Raw genomic sequence first — 20,697 nt, 5'->3', positions numbered from 1 at the left:
CTTATTTCCGAAGCCGCTCGATCGCTTGGGCCAGCGCAACATATAGCTTGCCAATATCGGACGACAAAAGCGTGACGCCAATGGCGTTGCCATCACGTGTGCTGAGCAACAGGCGCATGATGCCTTCAAAGTCGTGCACATAGCGGTTCACATGCTCGCGGAATTCGCTGTCGTTGCCATAATGATTGGCGATGATCTTTGCTTCTTTTGAATCGATAAGGCGCACGGCACGGCGGGTAAACACGCCCCTGTCGCCCTTGAGATAGGACGCCCATGCGGTGTCTGTGATGTCGTTCGACAATATTTTCGTGACATCTATGGCTGTTGAGTTGAGCGATTCCGTCAACAGCACCATGCGGCGGGCGAAGCTGTCATCTTGAACCGATTCAAAACTGTTTTTGCTATCGGCAATGCGGCCTTCAAGAGTGGTCGTCATTTCGCCTAGCTCAGCCAGCTGCTTGACGACCAGACCGGTCGCAGCTTCGGATAGCTCTACATTGCGCTCAATCGCTTCCTGAACGGCAGCGTTCATCGACGCAACTTGCGCGTCCAGTGCATTGGCAAGTGCAGTCCGGTTTTGTTCGGTCAGTTGCTCGGAGATATGGGCGAGTTCATCATCCAAGATCTTCCGGCTGCTTTCCGCCGCAGCGCGTGTGGATTCGCGGACACGCAGCAATGCGGTCACCAGTTGGCCATTTGCCTCATCCGACATTTCCTGAAGTAGCGATTGTGTCTGTCGCAGCGACGAGCCAAGCGCATCGACTTGGTCATGGCGGGCGGCGAAATGGGCATCGCTCTGCGTCATCAGTGCGTCCACAGAGTCGCGCTGGGTCGCAATAATCTGCTCCAGACCGTTCAGCTTCTCAAGCATGCTGCCACTCAATTGCTCGAGCGATTCCGCGTTCGTCAAAGCGGACTTTATCTGCGCGACGCCATCGGACAATTGTAGGCTGAGGGCATCCATAGATGCAGGAATTGTCTCACTAATTTCATGGTTCGCCGTACCAAGCGACTCCAACAGCTTATGGGACTGGTCGATCAGCTGTTGGGTGACAAGTTGATTGTCTGTCAGCGCCGAACCAACAGTGCGCGTGCTGTCGCCCAAAGCGGATACGGCAAAGGCCAGTTTGGACGTCTGGTCGGTCGCGACGCGGTCAACCTCTGAAATCTGCTGTGCGCTTGAATGAATGTGCGCGCTGATCGTCGCAATCATTGCACGGATGCGCGCCTCTTCCTGATCGGTTTGGCTACCAACGTCGCCAAGAGCCTTCCGTAATTCGGTAAGGCTCGACTGAATCTGTTCCTGACTAACGGAGAGGATCGCGCCAATGTCACCCGATGCCTGCGCGATGCCGCTGGACATGGCTTGCGTTGCGCTATCCATCAACGTCGCCATTTCGGCGCTGCGGTCAAGCGCCTCTGCACTCCGCATGTCGAGCAATTTTGCACTGCTGCTCAGCGACTGTTCCAATTTAACAGCCATATCGTCGGCGCGCACTTCAACGCCATCGATATAATCGCGCACCGATTTGCCTGCATCGCGAACGCGCTCCAAAGTCGCAATGAGCGATTTGATCTGCATCTGGGCGTTGTTGCCAGCGCTGCCGATCTGGTTGGTCACATCTTTCGCTGCGCTTGTAACAACTGGCAAATGCTTGCGGAGCTGCTCAAGATTTGTGTTTGCGGATTGGCTTACAGTCTCAAGTGTCTTTGCTTTTTGGTCGCTATCGGCGAGCGCCGCGGTAAGGACCTGGGCTGACTCCATCAATTTTTGGGACGACTGGCGTCCAAGCGACTCGAGATCGCGCGCATTTTGCGACAAAAACTCGCGGGCCAACGCGATTTCTTCGTTCACGGTGCGCATCCGCTGGCTCAGTAAAACGCTTTCGTTGCGCAACGACGCTGCGACGTTACCAAATCGGGTTGCTTCCCGGCTGCTGTTACGCATCACCAACAACCAAGACACGGCGATCAGTAATGCGGGAACGGCCCAACGCACAATGAGCTCAACAATGCGATTGTTGCTGAGGCCTGCTTGCGCCTCAGGCCAATAGGTCAGTCCGAAAAATGCGGTCCAACACGCAAATGCGAGGAGAAGCACCGCCGGCACCACAAATGCCAAAACACTACGCTGGGGCTGTTCAAATTCATACGTATCTTCAATATTTGCTGTGTCGGCAGCATCCGGAAGCGAACCCGCTGTCGCATGAGCTTCGGCCGCGACATCGTCGTGCGAAGATTGGTCCGAGATGTGCTGCGTCAAGCCGACGATTTTTGAGCGTGTGGTCATAAATCCTTTTTACCACATTATTGCGAGAGAGAAACGCAAACTTAACACCATCTGTTGTAACACCGAAAAATGTCGATGGATTATGGTGCATTTGACACAGCGTTAAAGGCTGCAGTGGGGGATGACGCATCCTTAATGGCGGAACTGCGTGTGTCTTTCGTCGAGAGCGTAAAGCGCCAAATCAGCCTATTGTCGCGGGCGCGTTGCGACGCAAATTGGCAGTATTCCAGCTGGCGTTTAAAAGGTTTGGCCGCAAGCTTTGGCGCGACACACCTCATGGTGCTGGCGGACGAAGCAAGCGAAGGCGCGCCCGGTGATCCTGTCGTCATTCGTAAACTCAATCATGCTATATGCGATATCGAACATTTCATTGCGCAATGATTGATCCATTTTTGTAGATTTTGATTGGCAAAAGACATCTAATCTTCATATCTGACTTATGGTATCCGCGCGCGTTCCCGAAAAGCTCTCTGTCGCGTTGCTGTCCGTTACCGGTGGCGATGTGTCTGCGTCGCGAGCGCCCATGGATAAGCCAAATACCGAGTTGGCGGGCGGTTCGCTCGTGGAGTATCAGATCAAAACGCTTTTCCGCGCGGGAATTTCACGGTTTCTGGTTGAAGTGGAAAATATGGACGGCGCAATGCTGGCCTTGGCCGATCAATGGCGGCAGAAAAACGTCCTCGTCGATTTCGTCCGCACAGGTGCGGATATTCAGCGCTATTTAAAGCTCGACGACCGTATTTGGGTTCAATCTGGGCAGCTATATGTGCAGCCTGACTTTGTCGAAACGCTTTCGAAATCGCCGGATAACTTCGTGGCTACGGTGGATGGGCGCGACGAAAATAGCCTTTTTGAGCGCATCGATTTGAATACGCGCTGGGCAGGCATCTCGATTGTGGGCGCGAGCACGATCGCGATGCTGAAAGATCTACCCGAAGACTGGAGCATCATTTCCTCGCTGCTGCGGCAGGCCATCCTCGCGAATGTGCCGTTGAGACTTTTGTCGCAACAACATGTTAACAACGGAACCTTGAACATCGTCCAAGGTCCGCAGGATTTTGTGCAGCTGAACAAGCAAATTTTACGTAGGCGGGTTTTAAGTCAGCCGGGTTTTGTTGAGGCTCGGATTCTGGGGCCAGTATCCGCCAAATTGGTTCCCATCCTATGGCAAAGTCCAATCGGCCTTAAGATCGTCAAATTTGCGGGTCCGATTTTTGCGTTGGGCGCTGTGGCGCTTGGCATGTCCGGCTTCGATTTAGCAGCAACTGGCGCGGCCTTTGGTGCTGTCGCATCCAATTCTCTGCGGCTTGCAACCACTGACGATCTGAACGGACAGGGTAAAATCCCCAAGCTGACGGCAGTGACCTTGTCGTTGCTTGTTATTGCGATGTTTGGCGCGGCGTATATGGATACGTCTTATACGAATGATGGCCTATTCGCTGCATTTGCGGTGGCCTCCATCGCATGGATTTGCATGCATGTCGTGTTGCCGCGTTGGGCCGACGGGCTTCTGCGGTCGCCAGCCTTGCTGTCCATTTTGGCTTTGGCCGGTACAGCCGGTCTCGGCTTCACCAATGCGCTGCAATGGATCATGGTCGCGCAGCTGAGCGCGTTTATGTTCGCATGCTATGATAGCGGCCCCGATAAAAAGGCGGATCAGCCTTAAAACGCCGTTAACCGAAAAAACCTATAACGGCGTCCACGAACGTTAGTGGATAGGCTTTGGACGCTTTACTTGGTCCCCAAGATGATCTGCTCTCAATCGCGTGCGCACATGCCCGCGATGTTGATGCCCTGTGCCACGACGTCGCATCCATTATATTTCCATCAGCGGTCCACACACCGTCGGAGGCCACAATAAGCGCAGTTTCAGTAAAACTGTTGCAGATCGTGCGTGACATTGAAGCAAGGTTGCAGGGCGCTACCGTGGAATCGATGTGCGGACCATTGCTTGCGCGATCCGGGTTTTTGCGGGAATCCGAATTTGTTGATTTCGCGCTCGCACGTGTTGCTGAAGACAATTTGATGGCACGGCTTGGGGGCGGGTTTTCCCAATTGGCGGTTGAGTTGCTCGACCATGCAGACACACATGTGACCGATGCGGCACAAGCGTTGCTCGCCGCGGATAGCGTGCAGTTGCGTTCGCAGGGCCGGTCTTATCTGACGCTGCCACCGGAGCTTTTGCACAAAATGTGTTGGCGGATTGTCGCTGCGCTTGAGTTGTTATCCGGAAGCCGATCGGATAGGATAATCCATAACGCGCGCGCGTTGATTGCAAGCTATGACGAAGCGCGGACAGCACCGGCATCCGCCCGAAAAATTGTGCATTTTTTAAGCGGCGAAGATCGTTCCTCGCTGTCCAATCCACATTATGCCGGGATCCACCTTTTCGTTGCCCATCTCGGCACGGACTTGAATATCGGGCATGATCATATCCTTCGGTTGATAGATTTTGAGTCTGCATTTCCGATGATGGTCATGTTGGCCGCCGCCGGCATTCCAAAGCATGTGGCTCTGCAGACGATGATCGACTTGCGATCTCAGATACTCTCTATCCGCGAAGCTGCGCTGTTCGAGGCTGAGTATGCACATTTCACCCCTGAAATGGCCGGACAGCAACTCAGCGATTGGTCAACTGCCCGGTCACTGTTTTTAAGTTTTGGCAAAACATGAACGATGCTGCGCCTTTTTCGCGCGTTATATCAGGTGAGGTGTCGTCTGCGGGTATCTTGCTGCGTGCGGACGACGCGTTGCAGCAGCTTCATATTCGGGCAGGTGGCAATCTGGGCGGTACGCTGGCGTGCCCAGCCTTGCTTAGCCTTACGCAAATGGTCGCAGGTCTTCGAATGCGGCTCGCGCGCGCTGTTCGCGTTGCGGACGGGCAAAACAGTCTTGAGCTGTGGGTGGAGGCCGAGCCTTTTAACAAGGACGTTAAACTTTCCATCTTGGGCTGGCGCGATATTGGTAATGTTGCGGTCAAGCCAAAGTCGCGAGATATATGGCCTGATCAAGGTCAAGAACCGGTCAAGCTTAGATTTGATCAAACCTTGCGCCTTGTTGACGCCAGCGGACCAGTTGAAAAAATTGTAAAAAATACAGATTTTGGCTCTTCAGCTAAAATCATACTCGGCAGGCTTCTCGGCCAGGACGCACCACCAGCCTTCCAGAATGTTGAGAGGTTTCTCCCGATCAGTCGCCGCAGCGTTCGTACACTCAACGATATGTGTATGTCGGTATCGGGGCAGGCCGAACGTGACGGCGCAGGGCAGATTTCTGGCTATACGCTGTCCCTTACCCAACACGGGAAGGTCGAGGTAGCTAACTTTGCGCAGGCGGATAGATCATCTTCGGGCGCACTTTTTGGGAAGCAGCTTGCGCCGGTTCTTCGGCAACCATTGGGTCGTATCATTGCCAATGCCGAAACGATGGGCAGCGAGTTGTTGGGGCCAATTCGTGAAAATTATGCCGCATATGCCCGCGACATTGCCAATGCGGCGCGGCATCTTACGGCCCTTGTGGACGATTTGGGCGATTTGGAAGCCGTCGAACGACCCGGCTTTTCGACCGCAAAGGATGATATCGAATTAGGCGATGTTGCGCGGCGCGCTGCTGGTTTGCTGACGTTAACGGCTGCAGATCACCGCATGACGATCTCGCTGCCTGACGCCCAAACATATGTGCCGGCCACAGCAGAGCTCAAGCGCGTGCTCCAGATCATGCTGAACCTTATCACCAATGCGATCCGATATTCGCCCGACGGAACTGAGGTTCAGGTGGACGTCGGCACGGAGGATGGATTTGCATATATATCCGTGTCGGACCAAGGTCCGGGCATTAGCGTCGATGACCACGAACGTATTTTTGCGAAATTTGAACGCTTAGGACGCACCGGTGATGGCGGAAGCGGCCTTGGTCTCTATATATCACGACGCCTGGCACGCGCGATGGGCGGTGATCTTACCGTTGAGGATGCAAAAGGCGGAGGCGCTAAATTCACGCTCCGCCTTCCACAATAATTAACGCTGGTCTAGGCTCGGATATGGGCGGTGGTTTGGACCCGTGTACAATTGACGCGGGCGGCCGATTTTTTGTGCCGGATCGGAAATCATTTCATTCCATTGTGCAACCCAGCCCACAGTGCGGGATAGTGCGAACAACACGGTGAACATTTCCGTCGGGAAACCAATCGCCGACAAAATGATGCCGGAATAGAAGTCTACGTTCGGGAACAGCTTCTTTTCGATGAAATATGGGTCATTTAGCGCCATTTCTTCAAGCTGCATCGCAACATCGAAGATCGGGTCGGTAATGTTCAGCTCGGTCAGAACCTCACGCACCGTTTTCTGCATGACAGAGGCGCGCGGATCGTAGTTTTTGTAGACCCGATGCCCAAAGCCCATCAGGCGGAAGGGATCGTTCTTGTCCTTGGCACGTTCAATGTAATGCGGAATGCGATCCGGCGTGCCGATTTCGCGCAGCATGTTGAGCGCAGCTTCGTTCGCGCCACCATGCGCTGGGCCCCAAAGACAGGCAATGCCCGCTGCGATACATGCAAACGGGTTGGCACCCGATGACCCAGCAAGACGTACGGTCGATGTTGAGGCATTTTGTTCATGGTCGGCATGGAGGATGAAAATCCGGTCCATCGCGCGTTCGATGACTGGGTTTACAACATATTCTTCGGCAGGGACGCCGAAGGTCATGCGCAGGAAGTTGCCAGTGTAGGATAGGCTATTGTCCGGGTAAACAAATGGCTGACCAACCGAATATTTATAAGCCATTGCGGCGATGGTTGGCATTTTGGCAATCAAACGATGGCTGGAAATCATGCGATGCGTTGGGTCGCTGATATCCGTCGAGTCGTGATAAAATGCCGATAGTGCACCGACGACACCGCACATGATCGCCATTGGGTGCGCGTCGCGGCGGAAACCGCGGTAGAATGTCGCCAGCTGCTCATGCAGCATCGTGTGGCGTGAAATGGTGTGGCTGAAATGATCGAGCTGCGCCTTGTTGGGGAGTTCACCATTCAGCAGAAGATATGATACTTCCATGAAGCTGGACTGTTCCGAAAGCTCTTCAATGGAATAACCACGGTGCAACAGGATGCCCTCATCACCGTCAATGAACGTCAGCGCAGATTCGCAGCTTGCGGTCGAGGTGAAGCCGGGATCGAACGTAAAATGATCTGACACTGCATATAATTTGCGGATATCGATTACGTCGGGTCCTTCCGAACCTTTCATGATCGGCAATTCAAAGCTGTTTTCGCCAACGGTAAGAGTTGCGTTATTATCGGCCATTTTCAAACTCCATACATTGCTACCCGACATAGCGGGCCGCCCAACCGGGCATATTTCCGTTTAAGACACAGAACGTTCAAAACGTCGTTTGCGACTGCTTTCGGTCCTTCAAATGCCACTATTTCATGGGGAGAAAATGGCTTTGTCGTTGCTAGCCCAATGGTAGCAAATTTAGCAGCCGTCAAGGCAAACAATAGCCAAAAATTGGGAGGTTATTTGCCACGCTGCATAATGGTGGTAGGTAGCGTTTGTGGTGGGGATATCGGACATTTTGGCCCTCAACAATATGCCGCGCTTGGGCGGGGGGCGTAGGTGGTTCAGCGCCCTTGAAAATTGGCTTGATCGGGAGCGCGATCAGCTGCCTTTGTGGTTGCCGGTTGGCATAGGCATCGGGATCGTCATTTGGCAATTTGGTGGGGCTTCGGCGGCCCCGGGACTGTTGTTAATGGCCATTGCGGTTGCGCTGTTTGCGTTGCTGGCGAAACCGCATAGCCGCAGCCGTCAATTTTTCGGGATGGCGGCAGTCGCCATTTTGCTTGGTTTCGGGCTCATTAGCCTGAAGTCGGCGGTCGTCGACAAACCCGTGCTGGGCAAGATTTGGATCGGTGATTTTTATGGGCGGATTGAAGTCGTCGAAAATCTTACGGCACGGGAGGTTGTACGCCTGCGCCTTGCAACCGACGCACGGGGCGGATTGCCTCCGGTCGTCCGCGTAAATCTTTCGCCCGAACAATATCAATCAACATTTCAAGTGGGCGCGGTCATTCGGTTGCGGGCGAGGTTGATGCCGCCTGCTGGGCCAACCTTGCCGGGCGGATATGATTTTGCGCGCCGGGCATGGTTTCAACAGATCGGCGCAACCGGGTCTGCATTGGGAACCGTAACCTTAATTGCGCCCGCAAGGACCAATGCGATGTTTTCGGCAAAGCGGGCGCAACTCACGCAGCATATTTTGACATCCATGCCGCCTAATGCTGGTGCCATTGGCGCGGCGCTTGTGACGGGGGACCAGGGGCACATAAGCGAGGCGGATGCACAAGCGATGCGGGACAGCGGGTTGGCGCATCTGCTTTCAATTAGCGGGCTTCATGTGACGGCGGTTGTTGGATTTATCTTTATCGCGGTCAGCCGGTTGCTGTCATTGTCGTCATGGCTGGCCTTGCGGATTTCTGTGCCGATCTGTGCGGCGGCCGCTGCGGCAATGGGGGCAGTAGCCTATACCCTTTTAACGGGCGCAGAGGTGCCAACGATACGTTCCTGCATTGCTGCGCTTTTGGTGCTCGTGGCACTGGCGTTGGGCAGGGACGCGCTGACCCTGCGTCTGGTTGCATTTGGCGCGTTGATTGTCCTGCTATTCTGGCCAGAGGCATTGGCCGGTCCAAGTTTTCAACTGAGCTTCGCCGCTGTTGCCACGATTGTCATCCTTCACGAACTACCACTGGTGAAGCGCTTTGCCGAACGGCGGGACGAGCCGACGCTATATCGAGTTGCCCGGGCCGTTCTTTCACTGGTGCTCACCGGGCTCGCCATCGAAATGGTCTTGGCCCCGATCGCGTTGTTTCATTTTCATAAGGCCGGACTTTACGGAGCCTTCGCCAATGTCGTCGCGATACCCATGACGACATTCGTGATTATGCCGTTGGAGGCGTTGGCACTTGCCCTCGATTTGGTCGGCCTTGGCGGGCCTTTCTGGTGGCTCGCCGGACAAGGGATTTTGGCGATTTTGGCATTGGCACATTTTGTGAGCGGTTTGCCCGGCGCGGTGTCGATGATGCCTGAAATGCCCATCTGGTCTTATGCGGCATTCTGGGCAGGGGCATTGCTTTTTGGCTTGCTGCAAACGCACATCCGTTATGTCGGTATCCCGATTTTCCTTGTCGGCATTGCGGGAATGATATTGGCACCACGGCCCGATATATTGGTCACGGGTGATGGAAAACATCTCGCACTCGTCGCAGCCGACGGAAAAGTCGCACTATTGCGTGGAAAGGCAGGCGACTTTGTTCGGGACATGATCTCCGAAAAAGCGGGAAGCAATGCTGTCGCCACACCGATAGAACAATGGCCGGGCGCAAACTGCACACCCGACAACTGCATTATATCGATAGCTGCGCACAACAGGACGTGGACGATATTGGCAACGCGCACGGCCTATCGAGTGCCAGCGATGGAGATGGCTGCGGCCTGCAGGCGCGTGGACATCGTCATGAGCGACCGATGGTTGCCGCAAAGCTGCAGACCGAAATGGATTAAAGCAGACCGCAGGCTGCTAGAGCAGACCGGCGGACTTGCTATCTATTTGGCCGAACAGCGCGTGATAACCGCCAACGAAAATCGCGCGCATATGCCATGGGTGGAGGCAGCCAAAGCTGCGCAGCAAAACGCAGATTTACATCAATGATATCTGCGTAATAGACCCGCTAGCTTACCCTGAACCTCAACCTCATGCTGCGCATAATATTGCGGTTCATATGTGCTGTTGGCCGGATCCAAACGGATTTTCTGACCTTCGCGGCGCAGATATTTCAGCGTTGCCTCTTCACCATGAACCAATGCCACAACAATCTCGCCATCGCGCGCGGTGGTGGCTTTACGGATGAGGGCGTAATCACCATCCAATATCCCCGCCTCGATCATCGAGTCGCCGGAAACTTCCAGCGCATAATGCTCGCCAGCGCCCAACAGCGCCATGGGCACCGACAAGGAACTTTGGCCTTCCAACGCTTCAATCGGAACACCCGCAGCAATTTTGCCATGCAGCGGGATTTCCATGACGTCGTTTGCAGCCACCGGCAAATGCACCTGCGCCTTGTTGCTGGCAACCGCGGGGGTAAGCTTGGTCACATTATCGCTACGCAAGTTGCCGCCATCGGGCAGTTTCATCACTTCGAGCGCGCGGGCGCGGTTTGCAAGACGGCGGATAAAGCCGCGTTCTTCCAAAGCACCAATCAACCGATGCACACCCGATTTGCTCTTCAAATCCAGCGCTTCCTTCATTTCTTCAAATGAGGGCGAAATACCGCTTTCATCAAGTCGCTGGTTAATGAACACAAGCAGTTCATGCTGTTTGGCTGTAAGCATATTCAGGGTTCCATCATGTTGAACATGAGAAGAACGATTAGAGAACAAATGCGGTTAGGTCAAGAACATTTGTGCACTGCAAGCGCGTTGCGGTCAGAACAGCCGATGATATTGCACAACCGCGCCAGATGGCGTGGCAGGTGCGTCTACATCACGGATAATCAGCGCATTGCTGTGCGATAGCGGCGAGACCAAGCCGCTATCCCGCGAGGTGAAAGCTGTGATGGCACCGCCTTCGACCCTGGCGCGAACATACTCTGTCCTGCTTCCGCCCGGAAACAATGCGTTGTTGGCCTTTGCCTCAAAGACTTCGGGTAAGGGCGACAGGCTGCCCGCCATATGGCGTATCAGCGGCAGCAGGAACAGAAAGGCCGTTACGAACGCCGAAGACGGGTTGCCCGGCAAGCCCAGCACTATTGTGTTGCCAATCTTTCCCGCCATCACGGGTTTTCCGGGGCGCATCGCGACCTTCCAAAAGTCCATATCTGCGCCAATATTGCGCAGTGCAGCCTGGACCAAATCATGGTCGCCAACCGACGCGCCGCCCGTCGTGACGATGATATCGGTGGTTGATGCAAGCGCACTCAACCTTGTTTCCAGTTCGGTCAGCCGGTCTGCAATAATGCCGGCATCCGTGATTTTACATGGCAGGTTGGATAACATCGCGTGCAGCATCGGGCTGTTTGATGATGGTATCTGCGCTGGACTGCACTCTATGCCCGGAGGCAGGAGCTCGTCGCCTGTTGTAACAATCGTTACATGCGGCCAACGGCCAACCTGAACGGTGCCATGGCCAGCCATAGCCGCCAGCGCGCACGGTCCGGCCTCCAGCAAGGTTCCTTTCGCGAGAACGGTATCGCCGGACGAAAAATCACCACCCGCCGTGCGAATATGCATGCCCGGCGCAAGTGCATCCTTCGTCGTGGCCATGAGGGTGTCGCCGTCACGCGCAGCGTCTTCCTGAATCAAAATAGTATCCGCGCCAGCGGGGACATGCGCACCTGTAAAGATGCGCACGGCTTGGTTATGTTCCAATACGCTTGCAAAGGGCCGACCGGCGGCGCTTTCACCGATTACATGCCACGGCCCGGGAAACGCAGCCGATGATAAAGCATATCCATCCATTGCCGATAGATCGGCCGCAGGTTGTGTGCGTTTCGCATGGAGCGTGCCGTGCAGATAATGCCGTGCAGCCTTGGCGAGTTCCAGTTCGACAGATGGCAATGGCGAAGCCAGCGCCAACAATCTGGCCTGCGCTTCGGCGACCGAAATCATGCGTGCCAATCGCCCGATTTGCCGCCCGTTTTGGACAGCAATCGTATGTCGGAAATCACCATCGATTTATCGAGCGCCTTGGCCATGTCGTACAGCGTGAGCAAGGCAACGGACACAGCGGTCAAAGCCTCCATCTCCACACCCGTTGGACCATTTAACCGCACACGCGCCTCTGCGCGAATGCCATGGTCTTCAAATTCAAAAGCGATGGCAATTTTGGAGAGCATGAGCGGGTGACAAAGCGGAATAAGTTCGCTCGTCTTTTTAGCCGCCATGATGCCAGCAATCCGCGCGGTTCCCAGCACATCGCCTTTTTTGATGTTGCCAACGCGCACAGCCTCAAGCGCCTCAGCGGACATAGTGATGCGTCCTTCAGCAACCGCCTCTCTAGCGGTATCCGCTTTGGCCGACACATCGACCATATGTGCGGCGCCATCGGCACCCAGATGCGTGAGATCAGCCATGTCCGGTCAATAACCGTTGTGTGGCAAGTTGAACATCGGCGTTCCGCATCAGGCTTTCGCCGACCAAGAAGGTGTTGACTCCGGATGATGCCATACGCTGGCAATCGGCATGCGTCGAAATGCCGCTTTCGCACACCAGCAAAATGTCGGCGGGCACAAGCTTTGCCAAACGCTCGGTCGTCGCCAGATCGACTTCAAATGTCTTTAAATTGCGGTTGTTCACGCCGACCAATTTCGATTTCAGATGCGTAAGCGCACGGTCCAATTCGGCCTCATCATGCACTTCAACAAGGACATCCAGCCCTTCGGCAAAAGCCGCATCTTCGATTTCGACCATGGCAACATCGTCTAATGCCGCGACGATAATCAAAATGGCATCACCGCCCATTTGCCGTGCTTCGGCGCACTGCCATGGGTCGACCATGAAATCCTTTCGGATGACCGGCAGGTCGCAGGCGGTGCGCGCAGCGATGAGATAATCCTCATGCCCCTGAAAATAAGGCGCGTCGGTTAGAACCGAGAGGCAAGCAGCACCGCCCGCCTGATAGGCAATCGCATGGGCTGCTGGATCGAAATCTGCGCGGATGAGGCCTTTTGAAGGGCTCGCCTTTTTGATTTCCGCAATCAACGCAATGCCAGATGCGCTTTTGGAACGCAGCGCCGCTTCGAAGCCACGCGGCGGGGATGGGGCAGGCCAATGCGACACGCCCTTCGGCTTTCGTTCCGCCACTTCCATGCGCTTGGTCGCGCATATTTCTGCAAGCTTATCGGCCATCAATATTTCACCCAACAGTTCAGCAACGCATTGGCAAGGCCCTTATCGATTGCCTCTGCCGCCTCTTCAACCCCATCGGGCATGGTTTCAACAACACCAGCGACCAACAAAGCCTCCGCGGCATTGAACAATACGGCGTCGCGATACGCGCCATGTTCGCCCAGCAACAACTTGCGCAACTCAGCCGCATTATGCTGCGCATCGCCGCCGCGAATGGCGTCAACCGGATGCACAGGTAGGCCCGCATCAGCGGCGGTGGTACGTTGGTACCGAACGCCTTCGGGTTCGACCACGGCGACTTCATTGCCGCCGGCCAAGCTTAATTCGTCAAGACCTTCATCGCCCGAAATGATCCGCGAATGTTCGGTGCCAAGGTGATGAAGCGCCTCAGCATACACAGGGACATAGGCAGGCCGTGCAATACCGATCAGCTGGCGCTTTACGCGTGCGGGGTTGGCAAGCGGGCCCATCAGGTTGAAAATCGTGCGTTGACCAATGCGTTGGCGGATCGGTTGAATCCGCTTCATCGCGGGATGATGGTTGGCTGCGAACAAAAAGCAAATGCCCAAGTCTTTCAGCGTCTCTTCCGCCATGCGTCCGGCGCGTTCCATGTCGAGGCCGAGGGCTTCAAGCGTATCTGCCGCACCAGCCTTTGATGACGCGGCGCGATTGCCATGTTTCGCCACTGGAACCTCGCACGCCGCAACCACGATTGAAACGGCGGTGGAAACATTAAGCGTATGATGCCCGTCACCACCCGTGCCACACACATCGATAGCTCCTTCAGGTGCATCAATGGGGATCAGCCGGTCGCGCATGGCTTGCGCAGCGGCGGCAATTTCCACCATAGTCTCGCCGCGCGCGGTGAGCGCAACGAGGAACGCCTGTATTTCATCTTCAGAGGCACGTGCGTCAAGGATGTCCGCAAAGGCCTGTGCGGCCTCGTCATGGTCAAACAGATGCTGCGGGTCGGGCAGGGGACCGAAGGGGTTCATGCTCTTTCCTTCACGGCCATACCGGCAATGCGCATAAAATTGGCCAGCATCGCATGGCCATGTTCCGTGGCAATGCTTTCGGGATGGAATTGAACGCTGTGGATCGGCAGCGTCGCGTGGCGAAAGCCCATGACATGGCCGTCATCGCTGGTTGCATTAATGACAAGGCTCGACGGGACGTTTTCGACGATAAGCGAATGATAACGCGTTGCCTGAAACGGGGACGGCAGGCCTTCAAACAATCCGCTTCCATCATGTGTGACCGGCGATGTTTTGCCGTGCATCAATCCGCCGCGGGCGACGGTGCCGCCGAAATGCTGGCCAATGGTCTGGTGCCCTAAGCAAACGCCCAGCAAAGGCTTTCCAGCCTCTGCACAAGCCGCGACGAGTTCAAGGCTCACGCCCGCTTCATTCGGCGTTTTCGGCCCGGGCGAAATGAGAAAAGCCTCCGCACCCGACGACAGAGCCTGTCCCGCTGACATATCATCGTTGCGAACGACCTCAACCTCAGCGCCAAGCTCCATCAGATAATGGACGAGGTTCCACGTAAAGCTGTCGTAATTGTCGATGACAAGGATCATGGGCGATGCCCTAGCGGCTTTAACTCGTGGTTGGAAGAGGCACTATTGCGCAAGCAATTTTGCCAGTTCCTCCTTCCAGAATTTGGCCCAACTATGCGTTCCATGGCCCTTTGTTTCTTTAGACGCAGGGATGAGGATGAACTTTGTCGTGGGCATCCGTTTCATGGCAGTTTCCGTGATGCCATAATTGGGCGGGTTGATGAAATCATCGGCCGAGTTAATCCATAATGTCGGAGCCTTGATCGATTCAAGCGTTGGCCAAGGGTTGTAATTCCGCGAAGAATCCAGCTGATAGATAATGTCATTTGCATCGTTGCGGGTAACGATCCGCGCGAAGGCTTCATCTGTAAACGCCTCAGCAGTGGCGCGGGTCGGATATTGTGCCTGCAACGCCAACGGATTTGCGCTCGCTATTAGGTTAAGGCTCGCTGCCGTGCGCAGTCCGGATAATGGCGGCGCTGTATAGTTACCATTGTTCCAGGTCGGATCAGCTTTGATCGCATCCATGGAAAGCTTGCGCCACATGCGATTTTGTCCGGCGATCTCGACAGGAAGGCATGCAAATGGTGCAAGCTTCTCGACGGCGTCGGGGTAGGTCGCGCCCCACATAAACGCATGCATGCAGCCCATTGAGGTCCCGAGGATTAACTTCAGCTTTTTCACGCCAAGCTTTTCGGTCACCAACCGGTGCTGCGCCGCGATCATGTCGGCATAGTCATATTTCGGAAACGCCATCCGAAGCCCGTCGCTTGGCTTCGTCGATTTTCCGTGGCCGATATTGTCCGGCAAAATGATGAAATATTTGGTTGTGTCGAGCACTTGGCTAGGGCCGAAAAGCTCACCCGCAAATTGAGGCTGAAAAAACTGATGCCCCGTGCCGCCGGTGCCATGGAGGATCATCACGGCATTGGTGACGTTACCCTTAGCGTCGCGCTTTGGCTTGCCGAGCGTTGTATAATGAATTTTCAGTTCGGGCAGACGTTCGCCATTCGCAAAGGTAAAGTTCGCGAACACAGCGTCTTCCTCTGCGGGGGACGCAACTTCAGCTTTGGCCGGAGTATGAATTGCGGACAATAATGCCAGTGAAGCTATCAGAAATTTACGCATGGATACTAGCTAACGACCTTTACGTAGTCGTCAAGCTACTGTCCGAATTTTGCTTCACCCGCGACACGAAAAGCCTCACGCGCAGCCGCAATCAGCGCTCCGGCTTTTGCCTCGCACTCGCGCTGTTCATATTCGGGGTTGCTGTCCGCCACGATACCGGCGCCCGCTTGTACATGAAGGACACCGTCTTTGACGATGCCAGTGCGTAGAACGATGCAGCTGTCCATATCGCCATTGGGCGAGAAATATCCAACGCCGCCCGCATAGGCGCCGCGGGTTTCTGGCTCGAGTTCGGCAATGATTTCGCAGGCGCGGACTTTGGGTGCGCCACTGACAGTGCCAGCGGGAAAGCCTGCGAACAAAGCGTCGATGGCGTCTTTATCGTCAGCAAGCTCCCCAACAACGTTGGAGACGATGTGCATCACATGGCTGTAAAATTCGACCATATAGCTGTCGGTTACGGTGACGCTGCCACCTTTGGTCACGCGGCCCACATCGTTTCTGCCCAAGTCCAACAGCATCAGATGTTCTGCGCGTTCTTTGGGGTCAGCCAATAATGAGGCACGGTTTTCAGCGTCTTCAATGCTGCTCTTGCCGCGCGGACGCGTTCCAGCGATTGGCCTGATGGTTACCTCGCCGCCGCGCGCGCGGACCAATATCTCGGGACTGGAGCCGATTAGCGCAAAGCCGGGAAGATCGATGAAGTATAGAAAAGGTGACGGGTTAATCCGCCGCAAGGCGCGGTATAAATGCACCGGCGGCAGGTCAAACGGTGCGGTGAAACGCTGGGCAAGCACGACCTGAAATATATCGCCTGCCTCAATATAGTCTTTGGCCGACGCAACCATCTGGGCATAGCGGCCCTCGGGCAACACAGGCGTAAGCTTGATTTCGCGTTCTTCGGATACTGACACCGCGCCAGCAGACGGCACTTGGCCAAGGTTCAACAACCGCTCTGTCTCATCAAGGCGCTCATTCGCCAATGCCACTGCCTGTGGATCACCTAAGCCGGTCCAAACTGGCGAGACGAGGAACACTTCGTCTTTCAGCCGGTCGAACACCAATATGACAGTTGGACGGACGAACAGCATGTCCGGCAGCTCAAGCGCCGATTGCGGTGCGCGCGGTAGCTTTTCGACCAAGCCAATTGTCTCGTAACCGAAATAGCCCACCAAGCAGGCGAGGGCGGGCGGCAGCTCTTCGGGAACATCCATGCGGCAATCAGCGGCAAGCGCCCGTAACGCATCCAATGATGACAAAGGAGAGGGCGCAAAAGCGGTCCTGTCGGTCATCCACTGACTATTGATTTCGGCGCTATCGCCGGCCGCGCGGAACACCAGATCGGGTGCGAGGCCGATAAGGCTATGCCGTCCGCGCGTTTCGCCGCCTTCGACCGATTCCAGAATGAAATCGCCACGCTCCGGAACAAACAGCTTCAGCGCCGCTGATACCGGCGTTTCGGTATCAGCAATGCGCTTGCGCCATATGAGTTCAGGTTTAGTTGCCGTCACGGTTGGTTAGGCGAGTGCGCACTTCCGCGATCCCGTCTTCGTTCTTTTCAACACCGGCATCTTTCGATGCAGCGACGATCAGCTGTGCGGCATATTCCTGCTGCAATATACCGGAAAGCTCTTGCTTGCGGGCACGAAGAAGATCCGCATTGCCGCTGGCGTTACCTTTAATAACGTCGGTCAGGTACACCACATACCATCCGCGCTCGCCGCCTGCCTGAACAATTTTGGCGGTGCCTTTTTTCATGGCGAACATGAGCGACAATGGCGGCGGCACGGGCTGGCCCTCGCGGTAAAGATCTGCACGCGTCCCGGTCAGCCGTTCAATCTGCGCGCCCTGGACATTGGCCGCGGCAAGAGCAGTCTGAAGCGGTTGGCCGCTATCGACCAGCTTACGCAAACGGTCTGCAGCAGCGCGCGCGCCCTTTGCGCCTTCGGAAAACGCCCATTGTTGCTGAACCAAGACGCGGACATCACTAAGTGGTGGCGGCGCGGCTTCATCATAATCGGCAACCGCAATCATCGCGAATTTCTCGCCGGGTACCAACTCGATCAATTGGGCTTCACCGCTGGTTTCCATTTGGAATGCTGCGGGCAAAATGACCTGCATTTCCGGAATGGGTATATATGCCGGGTTGGAGATATCCTGACCCGTCGCCAACAATTTGGGCGAGGTATTCACCGACAGGCCGTTTTGCTTGGCAATGTCAGCTATCGTTCCGCCATCCGCAAATGCATCTTCGATTTCCGAAGTCATTTCGGTCAGCATTTCTTCACTGCGCGTCTGCAGTAATTCCTTCTCGATTTCCGCGCGGGCCGCCGCAAGTGATTTTGCAGCGACGTTGTTCACGCTATCGACGCGTGCAACGGTCCAGCCCAGCTTGCCGCGGGCTGGCTTTGCCAATGTACCCTGCTTTGCGGCAAAGACCGCGTCGGCAACCGCAGGGGTTGCCGTGCTGGCAAGGCTGCTTTTGGTGACGTTGGCGGTTGTCGTTACGGAAAGGCCCAAGCCATTGGCGACGTCGGCCAATGATTTGCCGGCCGCGACCTGGCTAATAACCGACTTTGCTGCAGCTTCGGTTGGTACGATCATCTGGCTGATGTTGCGGCTTTCCGATGCGGCAAACTTTGCAGCATTGGCTTTATAATAGGCCGCAATGTCTGCTTCCGTCGGTTTTGCGCGGCCTGCAATGATAGTCTTGTCAAAGATCGCGTAGCTGATTGCCCGTTTTTCAGGGATCGTGAATTTCGCGGCGTTGTCTGCATAGAATTTGGTGAGTGCCGCTGCGCTTGGAGGCACCTTGGGCAAAAATGCGGTGGCTGGAATCGAAGCGATTTGTCCCGCACGCTGCTCAAGCATCAACGATGCATATGGCAGAGCCATGCCATCGGGCGCCGCCGGACCGCTTGCCGCAGCCGGCAAGATTTGTTGCGCAAACAAATTCTGTGTCAGATCATCGCGGATCGCTTTTTCACTTACACCAATTTGCTGGGCAAAGGCGCGAAAGGCGTCTGCACTAAACTTACCATCAAGTCCCATGGCACCGGGTATTTTGCGAATTTCCGAATCCACAAGACGCTTGCTGACGGCGACACCATATTCTTCACCAAACACAGTGATGGCGTAGCGATTGATCAACTGGTCGAGCGTTGAATCCAATCCACCACCCTCGACGAAACCGGCCATATCCAGCGTAGGGTTATTCTGACGTTCCGCCTTTAACCGATTATCAAGTGCATCGTTCAGTTCACCCAATGTGATGTTCCGGTCGCCCACACGTGCAACGTTTCCGCCACTCAAGCCACCAAAATTGCCTGATCCGGTCACATCGCCAAGCGCGAAGGCAATGGCGATCATCCCGATAAAACCCAAAGCAAAAATAGCGCCGAATTTGGAGTTAATGAGCGAACGAATGGAGGTAATCATGAACTGAAATTTCCTGATATTACGGACTAGGCCGATTGTTGCGAGATGCTTTAGGCGGCAAGGCTTTGGCAATCAAGGGATAGACTTGCTCCGACTGTTGAAACCATGCCAGAGCCTAAACAAGATTCGCAAACCCTGCAGATAGGATAATGGCATGCGCAAGTTGGTTGTCGGAAACTGGAAGATGAATGGCATGGCAAGCGACTTGGCCGAAATTGCCGCGATCGCGGAAAAGTCGCTCATTTATCCAGCGGTCGAAACCGCATTATGTTTGCCAGCAACTCTCATCAGCAGGGCGTGCAATGTCGCACATGGCTTTGCAATCGGGGGGCAGGACTGCCACATGCAGCCTTCAGGCGCGCATACTGGATGTGTGTCGGCGGATATGTTGGTTGATGCGGGGGCGTCTTTGACAATCGTTGGGCACAGCGAACGCCGCGCCGCACAGCATGAGCAGGACAACGACGTGCTGGCAAAGGCGCAAGCCGCGCATAAGGCGGGCCTGAAAGTCATCATCTGCGTCGGGGAAACGCTTGCCGAGCGGGACGCAGGCAATGCGCTAAACATTGTTTTGGGACAGGTTGCAGGTTCATTGCCCCAGAACATATCTGGCGACTGGTTGAGTGTCGCGTACGAACCCGTTTGGGCCATTGGCACCGGGCGCATTCCGGAAATGGCGGATGTACGCGAAATGCACGGCGCCATTCGTGCCGCACTGGTCGATCGTTATGGTGTGGTCGGCGATGGTGTCCGGATTTTATACGGCGGGTCCATGAACGGAGACAATGCGGCCGAGCTTTTGGCGGTTGAAAATGTCGATGGCGGGTTGATTGGCGGGGCAAGTCTGACCTGCGCGAAATTCGAACCCATTTTAGCCGCAGCGCAAGCTTTCGGCGAATAGCATTGAAGAACGGTGATGCGCTCGCTATGTGGGCGCAACAACCGGCAACTTATTGCCTTTCATTATTCGGAATTCATCATGGGCATTTTCCATTTTCTTATCGTCGTTCAGGCCATTATCGCCGCCTCGCTTGTTGGCGTTATCTTGATGCAGCGGTCTGAAGGCGGCGGTTTGGGAATGGGCGGAAGCCCATCGGGATTGATGTCCGCACGTGGTGCAGCCGACTTTCTGACGCGTACCACCACCATTTTGGCGACCTTGTTTATTATCCTTTCGATTTCCTTGGCTTTCGTTGCTGCGCAAAAAGGTGGCACGGGCGAAATCGATAGCAGCCTTGAACGTACCGAAGTGCCTGCGACTCCGGCGGCACCTGTGACGACTGCACCAGCGGCTCCAGCTTCGGGGGCACCAGCAACCGAAGTTCCGTTGGATAAATAATCGCTTCGGCACCAAAAAACGTTTTTTGCACAGGTTATTTTTCCGTGAA

The 20,697-nt window shown here is 55.2% G+C and carries 18 protein-coding genes; 7 read left to right on the top strand and 11 right to left on the bottom strand.

Annotated features, from left to right (window positions below; all coding sequences use genetic code 11):
• Position 1 precedes the first annotated feature (1 nt).
• Entirely contained in the window at positions 2-2,290 is a 2,289-nt protein-coding gene (locus ACIQ5B_RS01165; RefSeq protein ID WP_397597410.1) for a hypothetical protein, read from the bottom strand.
• A gap of 69 nt (positions 2,291-2,359) precedes the next feature.
• On the opposite strand from ACIQ5B_RS01165, the gene ACIQ5B_RS01160 reads away from it, so the two are divergent.
• From ACIQ5B_RS01160 to ACIQ5B_RS01145, 4 genes are all read left to right on the top strand, one after another.
• The gene (locus tag ACIQ5B_RS01160; RefSeq protein WP_397597409.1) at positions 2,360-2,671 is read left to right on the top strand and encodes an Hpt domain-containing protein; all 312 of its coding nucleotides are present in this window, start codon (positions 2,360-2,362) and stop codon (positions 2,669-2,671) included.
• 58 nt (positions 2,672-2,729) lie between these two features.
• The gene (locus ACIQ5B_RS01155; RefSeq protein ID WP_397597408.1) at positions 2,730-3,956 is read left to right on the top strand and encodes a hypothetical protein; all 1,227 of its coding nucleotides are present in this window, start codon (positions 2,730-2,732) and stop codon (positions 3,954-3,956) included.
• A 224-nt stretch (positions 3,957-4,180) separates the two neighbouring features.
• Positions 4,181-4,963, top strand: coding sequence for a hypothetical protein (locus ACIQ5B_RS01150; protein ID WP_397597407.1), 783 nt, complete (start codon positions 4,181-4,183; stop codon positions 4,961-4,963).
• Positions 4,960-6,306 carry a sensor histidine kinase gene (locus tag ACIQ5B_RS01145; protein ID WP_397597406.1) on the top strand — a complete coding sequence of 449 codons (1,347 nt, stop codon included), beginning with the start codon at positions 4,960-4,962 and terminating at the stop codon, positions 6,304-6,306. Before ACIQ5B_RS01150 ends, ACIQ5B_RS01145 begins: the two co-directional genes overlap by 4 nt.
• Here ACIQ5B_RS01145 and ACIQ5B_RS01140 read toward each other — a convergent pair whose 3' ends face one another.
• Complete coding sequence (locus ACIQ5B_RS01140) at positions 6,307-7,593, bottom strand: citrate synthase (RefSeq protein WP_397577722.1); 1,287 nt, start codon at positions 7,591-7,593, stop codon at positions 6,307-6,309.
• Between the two features lie 250 nt (positions 7,594-7,843).
• Between ACIQ5B_RS01140 and ACIQ5B_RS01135 the strand changes: the two genes are divergently transcribed.
• Positions 7,844-9,994 carry a ComEC/Rec2 family competence protein gene (locus ACIQ5B_RS01135; protein WP_397597405.1) on the top strand — a complete coding sequence of 717 codons (2,151 nt, stop codon included), beginning with the start codon at positions 7,844-7,846 and terminating at the stop codon, positions 9,992-9,994.
• Here the strand turns inward: ACIQ5B_RS01135 and lexA are convergent.
• From lexA to ACIQ5B_RS01090, 9 genes are all read right to left on the bottom strand, one after another.
• Positions 9,988-10,674, bottom strand: coding sequence for a transcriptional repressor LexA (gene lexA / locus ACIQ5B_RS01130; protein WP_397597404.1), 687 nt, complete (start codon positions 10,672-10,674; stop codon positions 9,988-9,990). The two genes, ACIQ5B_RS01135 and lexA, sit on opposite strands and share 7 nt — an antisense overlap.
• A 93-nt stretch (positions 10,675-10,767) precedes the next feature.
• Positions 10,768-11,949: a molybdopterin molybdotransferase MoeA gene (locus tag ACIQ5B_RS01125; protein WP_397597417.1), complete on the bottom strand. Its 1,182-nt coding sequence runs from the start codon at positions 11,947-11,949 to the stop codon at positions 10,768-10,770.
• The gene (gene moaC, locus ACIQ5B_RS01120; protein ID WP_397597403.1) at positions 11,946-12,413 is read right to left on the bottom strand and encodes a cyclic pyranopterin monophosphate synthase MoaC; all 468 of its coding nucleotides are present in this window, start codon (positions 12,411-12,413) and stop codon (positions 11,946-11,948) included. The genes ACIQ5B_RS01125 and moaC overlap by 4 nt, the downstream gene beginning before the upstream one ends.
• Complete coding sequence (gene trpC / locus ACIQ5B_RS01115) at positions 12,406-13,188, bottom strand: indole-3-glycerol phosphate synthase TrpC (RefSeq protein WP_397597402.1); 783 nt, start codon at positions 13,186-13,188, stop codon at positions 12,406-12,408. The genes moaC and trpC overlap by 8 nt, the downstream gene beginning before the upstream one ends.
• Entirely contained in the window at positions 13,188-14,183 is a 996-nt protein-coding gene (gene trpD / locus ACIQ5B_RS01110; protein WP_397597401.1) for an anthranilate phosphoribosyltransferase, read from the bottom strand. Before trpD ends, trpC begins: the two co-directional genes overlap by 1 nt.
• Complete coding sequence (locus ACIQ5B_RS01105) at positions 14,180-14,764, bottom strand: anthranilate synthase component II (RefSeq protein WP_397597400.1); 585 nt, start codon at positions 14,762-14,764, stop codon at positions 14,180-14,182. The genes trpD and ACIQ5B_RS01105 overlap by 4 nt, the downstream gene beginning before the upstream one ends.
• 42 nt (positions 14,765-14,806) lie before the next feature.
• Positions 14,807-15,871, bottom strand: a complete 1,065-nt coding sequence (locus ACIQ5B_RS01100) for an alpha/beta fold hydrolase (RefSeq protein WP_397597399.1) — start codon at positions 15,869-15,871, stop codon at positions 14,807-14,809.
• 35 nt (positions 15,872-15,906) lie between these two features.
• Positions 15,907-17,382, bottom strand: coding sequence for an anthranilate synthase component I family protein (locus tag ACIQ5B_RS01095; RefSeq protein WP_395628513.1), 1,476 nt, complete (start codon positions 17,380-17,382; stop codon positions 15,907-15,909).
• The gene (locus tag ACIQ5B_RS01090) at positions 17,369-19,309 is read right to left on the bottom strand and encodes a SurA N-terminal domain-containing protein (RefSeq protein WP_397597398.1); all 1,941 of its coding nucleotides are present in this window, start codon (positions 19,307-19,309) and stop codon (positions 17,369-17,371) included. Before ACIQ5B_RS01090 ends, ACIQ5B_RS01095 begins: the two co-directional genes overlap by 14 nt.
• Before the next feature lie 154 nt (positions 19,310-19,463).
• On the opposite strand from ACIQ5B_RS01090, the gene tpiA reads away from it, so the two are divergent.
• Together tpiA and secG are read left to right on the top strand one after the other, a co-directional pair.
• Positions 19,464-20,210, top strand: coding sequence for a triose-phosphate isomerase (tpiA, locus tag ACIQ5B_RS01085; protein WP_397597397.1), 747 nt, complete (start codon positions 19,464-19,466; stop codon positions 20,208-20,210).
• An 84-nt stretch (positions 20,211-20,294) separates the two neighbouring features.
• Positions 20,295-20,648 carry a preprotein translocase subunit SecG gene (secG, locus tag ACIQ5B_RS01080; protein WP_395628520.1) on the top strand — a complete coding sequence of 118 codons (354 nt, stop codon included), beginning with the start codon at positions 20,295-20,297 and terminating at the stop codon, positions 20,646-20,648.
• Positions 20,649-20,697 lie beyond the last annotated feature (49 nt).

The organism is Sphingorhabdus sp. (assembly GCF_044374345.1).
In the GTDB taxonomy this organism is placed as follows: Bacteria; Pseudomonadota; Alphaproteobacteria; order Sphingomonadales; family Sphingomonadaceae; genus Sphingorhabdus_B.
This window is presented reverse-complemented; position numbering and strand designations above follow the sequence as displayed.

Coding starts and splice junctions, on each gene's coding strand:
- ACIQ5B_RS01165 (WP_397597410.1), bottom strand. CDS start 2,290: ATGACCACACGCTCAAAAATCGTCGGCTTGACGCAGCACATCTCGGAC.
- ACIQ5B_RS01160 (WP_397597409.1), top strand. CDS start 2,360: ATGTCGATGGATTATGGTGCATTTGACACAGCGTTAAAGGCTGCAGTG.
- ACIQ5B_RS01155 (WP_397597408.1), top strand. CDS start 2,730: ATGGTATCCGCGCGCGTTCCCGAAAAGCTCTCTGTCGCGTTGCTGTCC.
- ACIQ5B_RS01145 (WP_397597406.1), top strand. CDS start 4,960: ATGAACGATGCTGCGCCTTTTTCGCGCGTTATATCAGGTGAGGTGTCG.
- ACIQ5B_RS01140 (WP_397577722.1), bottom strand. CDS start 7,593: ATGGCCGATAATAACGCAACTCTTACCGTTGGCGAAAACAGCTTTGAA.
- lexA (WP_397597404.1), bottom strand. CDS start 10,674: ATGCTTACAGCCAAACAGCATGAACTGCTTGTGTTCATTAACCAGCGA.
- ACIQ5B_RS01125 (WP_397597417.1), bottom strand. CDS start 11,949: ATGATTTCGGTCGCCGAAGCGCAGGCCAGATTGTTGGCGCTGGCTTCG.
- moaC (WP_397597403.1), bottom strand. CDS start 12,413: ATGGCTGATCTCACGCATCTGGGTGCCGATGGCGCCGCACATATGGTC.
- trpC (WP_397597402.1), bottom strand. CDS start 13,188: ATGGCCGATAAGCTTGCAGAAATATGCGCGACCAAGCGCATGGAAGTG.
- trpD (WP_397597401.1), bottom strand. CDS start 14,183: ATGAACCCCTTCGGTCCCCTGCCCGACCCGCAGCATCTGTTTGACCAT.
- ACIQ5B_RS01105 (WP_397597400.1), bottom strand. CDS start 14,764: ATGATCCTTGTCATCGACAATTACGACAGCTTTACGTGGAACCTCGTC.
- ACIQ5B_RS01100 (WP_397597399.1), bottom strand. CDS start 15,871: ATGCGTAAATTTCTGATAGCTTCACTGGCATTATTGTCCGCAATTCAT.
- ACIQ5B_RS01090 (WP_397597398.1), bottom strand. CDS start 19,309: ATGATTACCTCCATTCGTTCGCTCATTAACTCCAAATTCGGCGCTATT.
- tpiA (WP_397597397.1), top strand. CDS start 19,464: ATGCGCAAGTTGGTTGTCGGAAACTGGAAGATGAATGGCATGGCAAGC.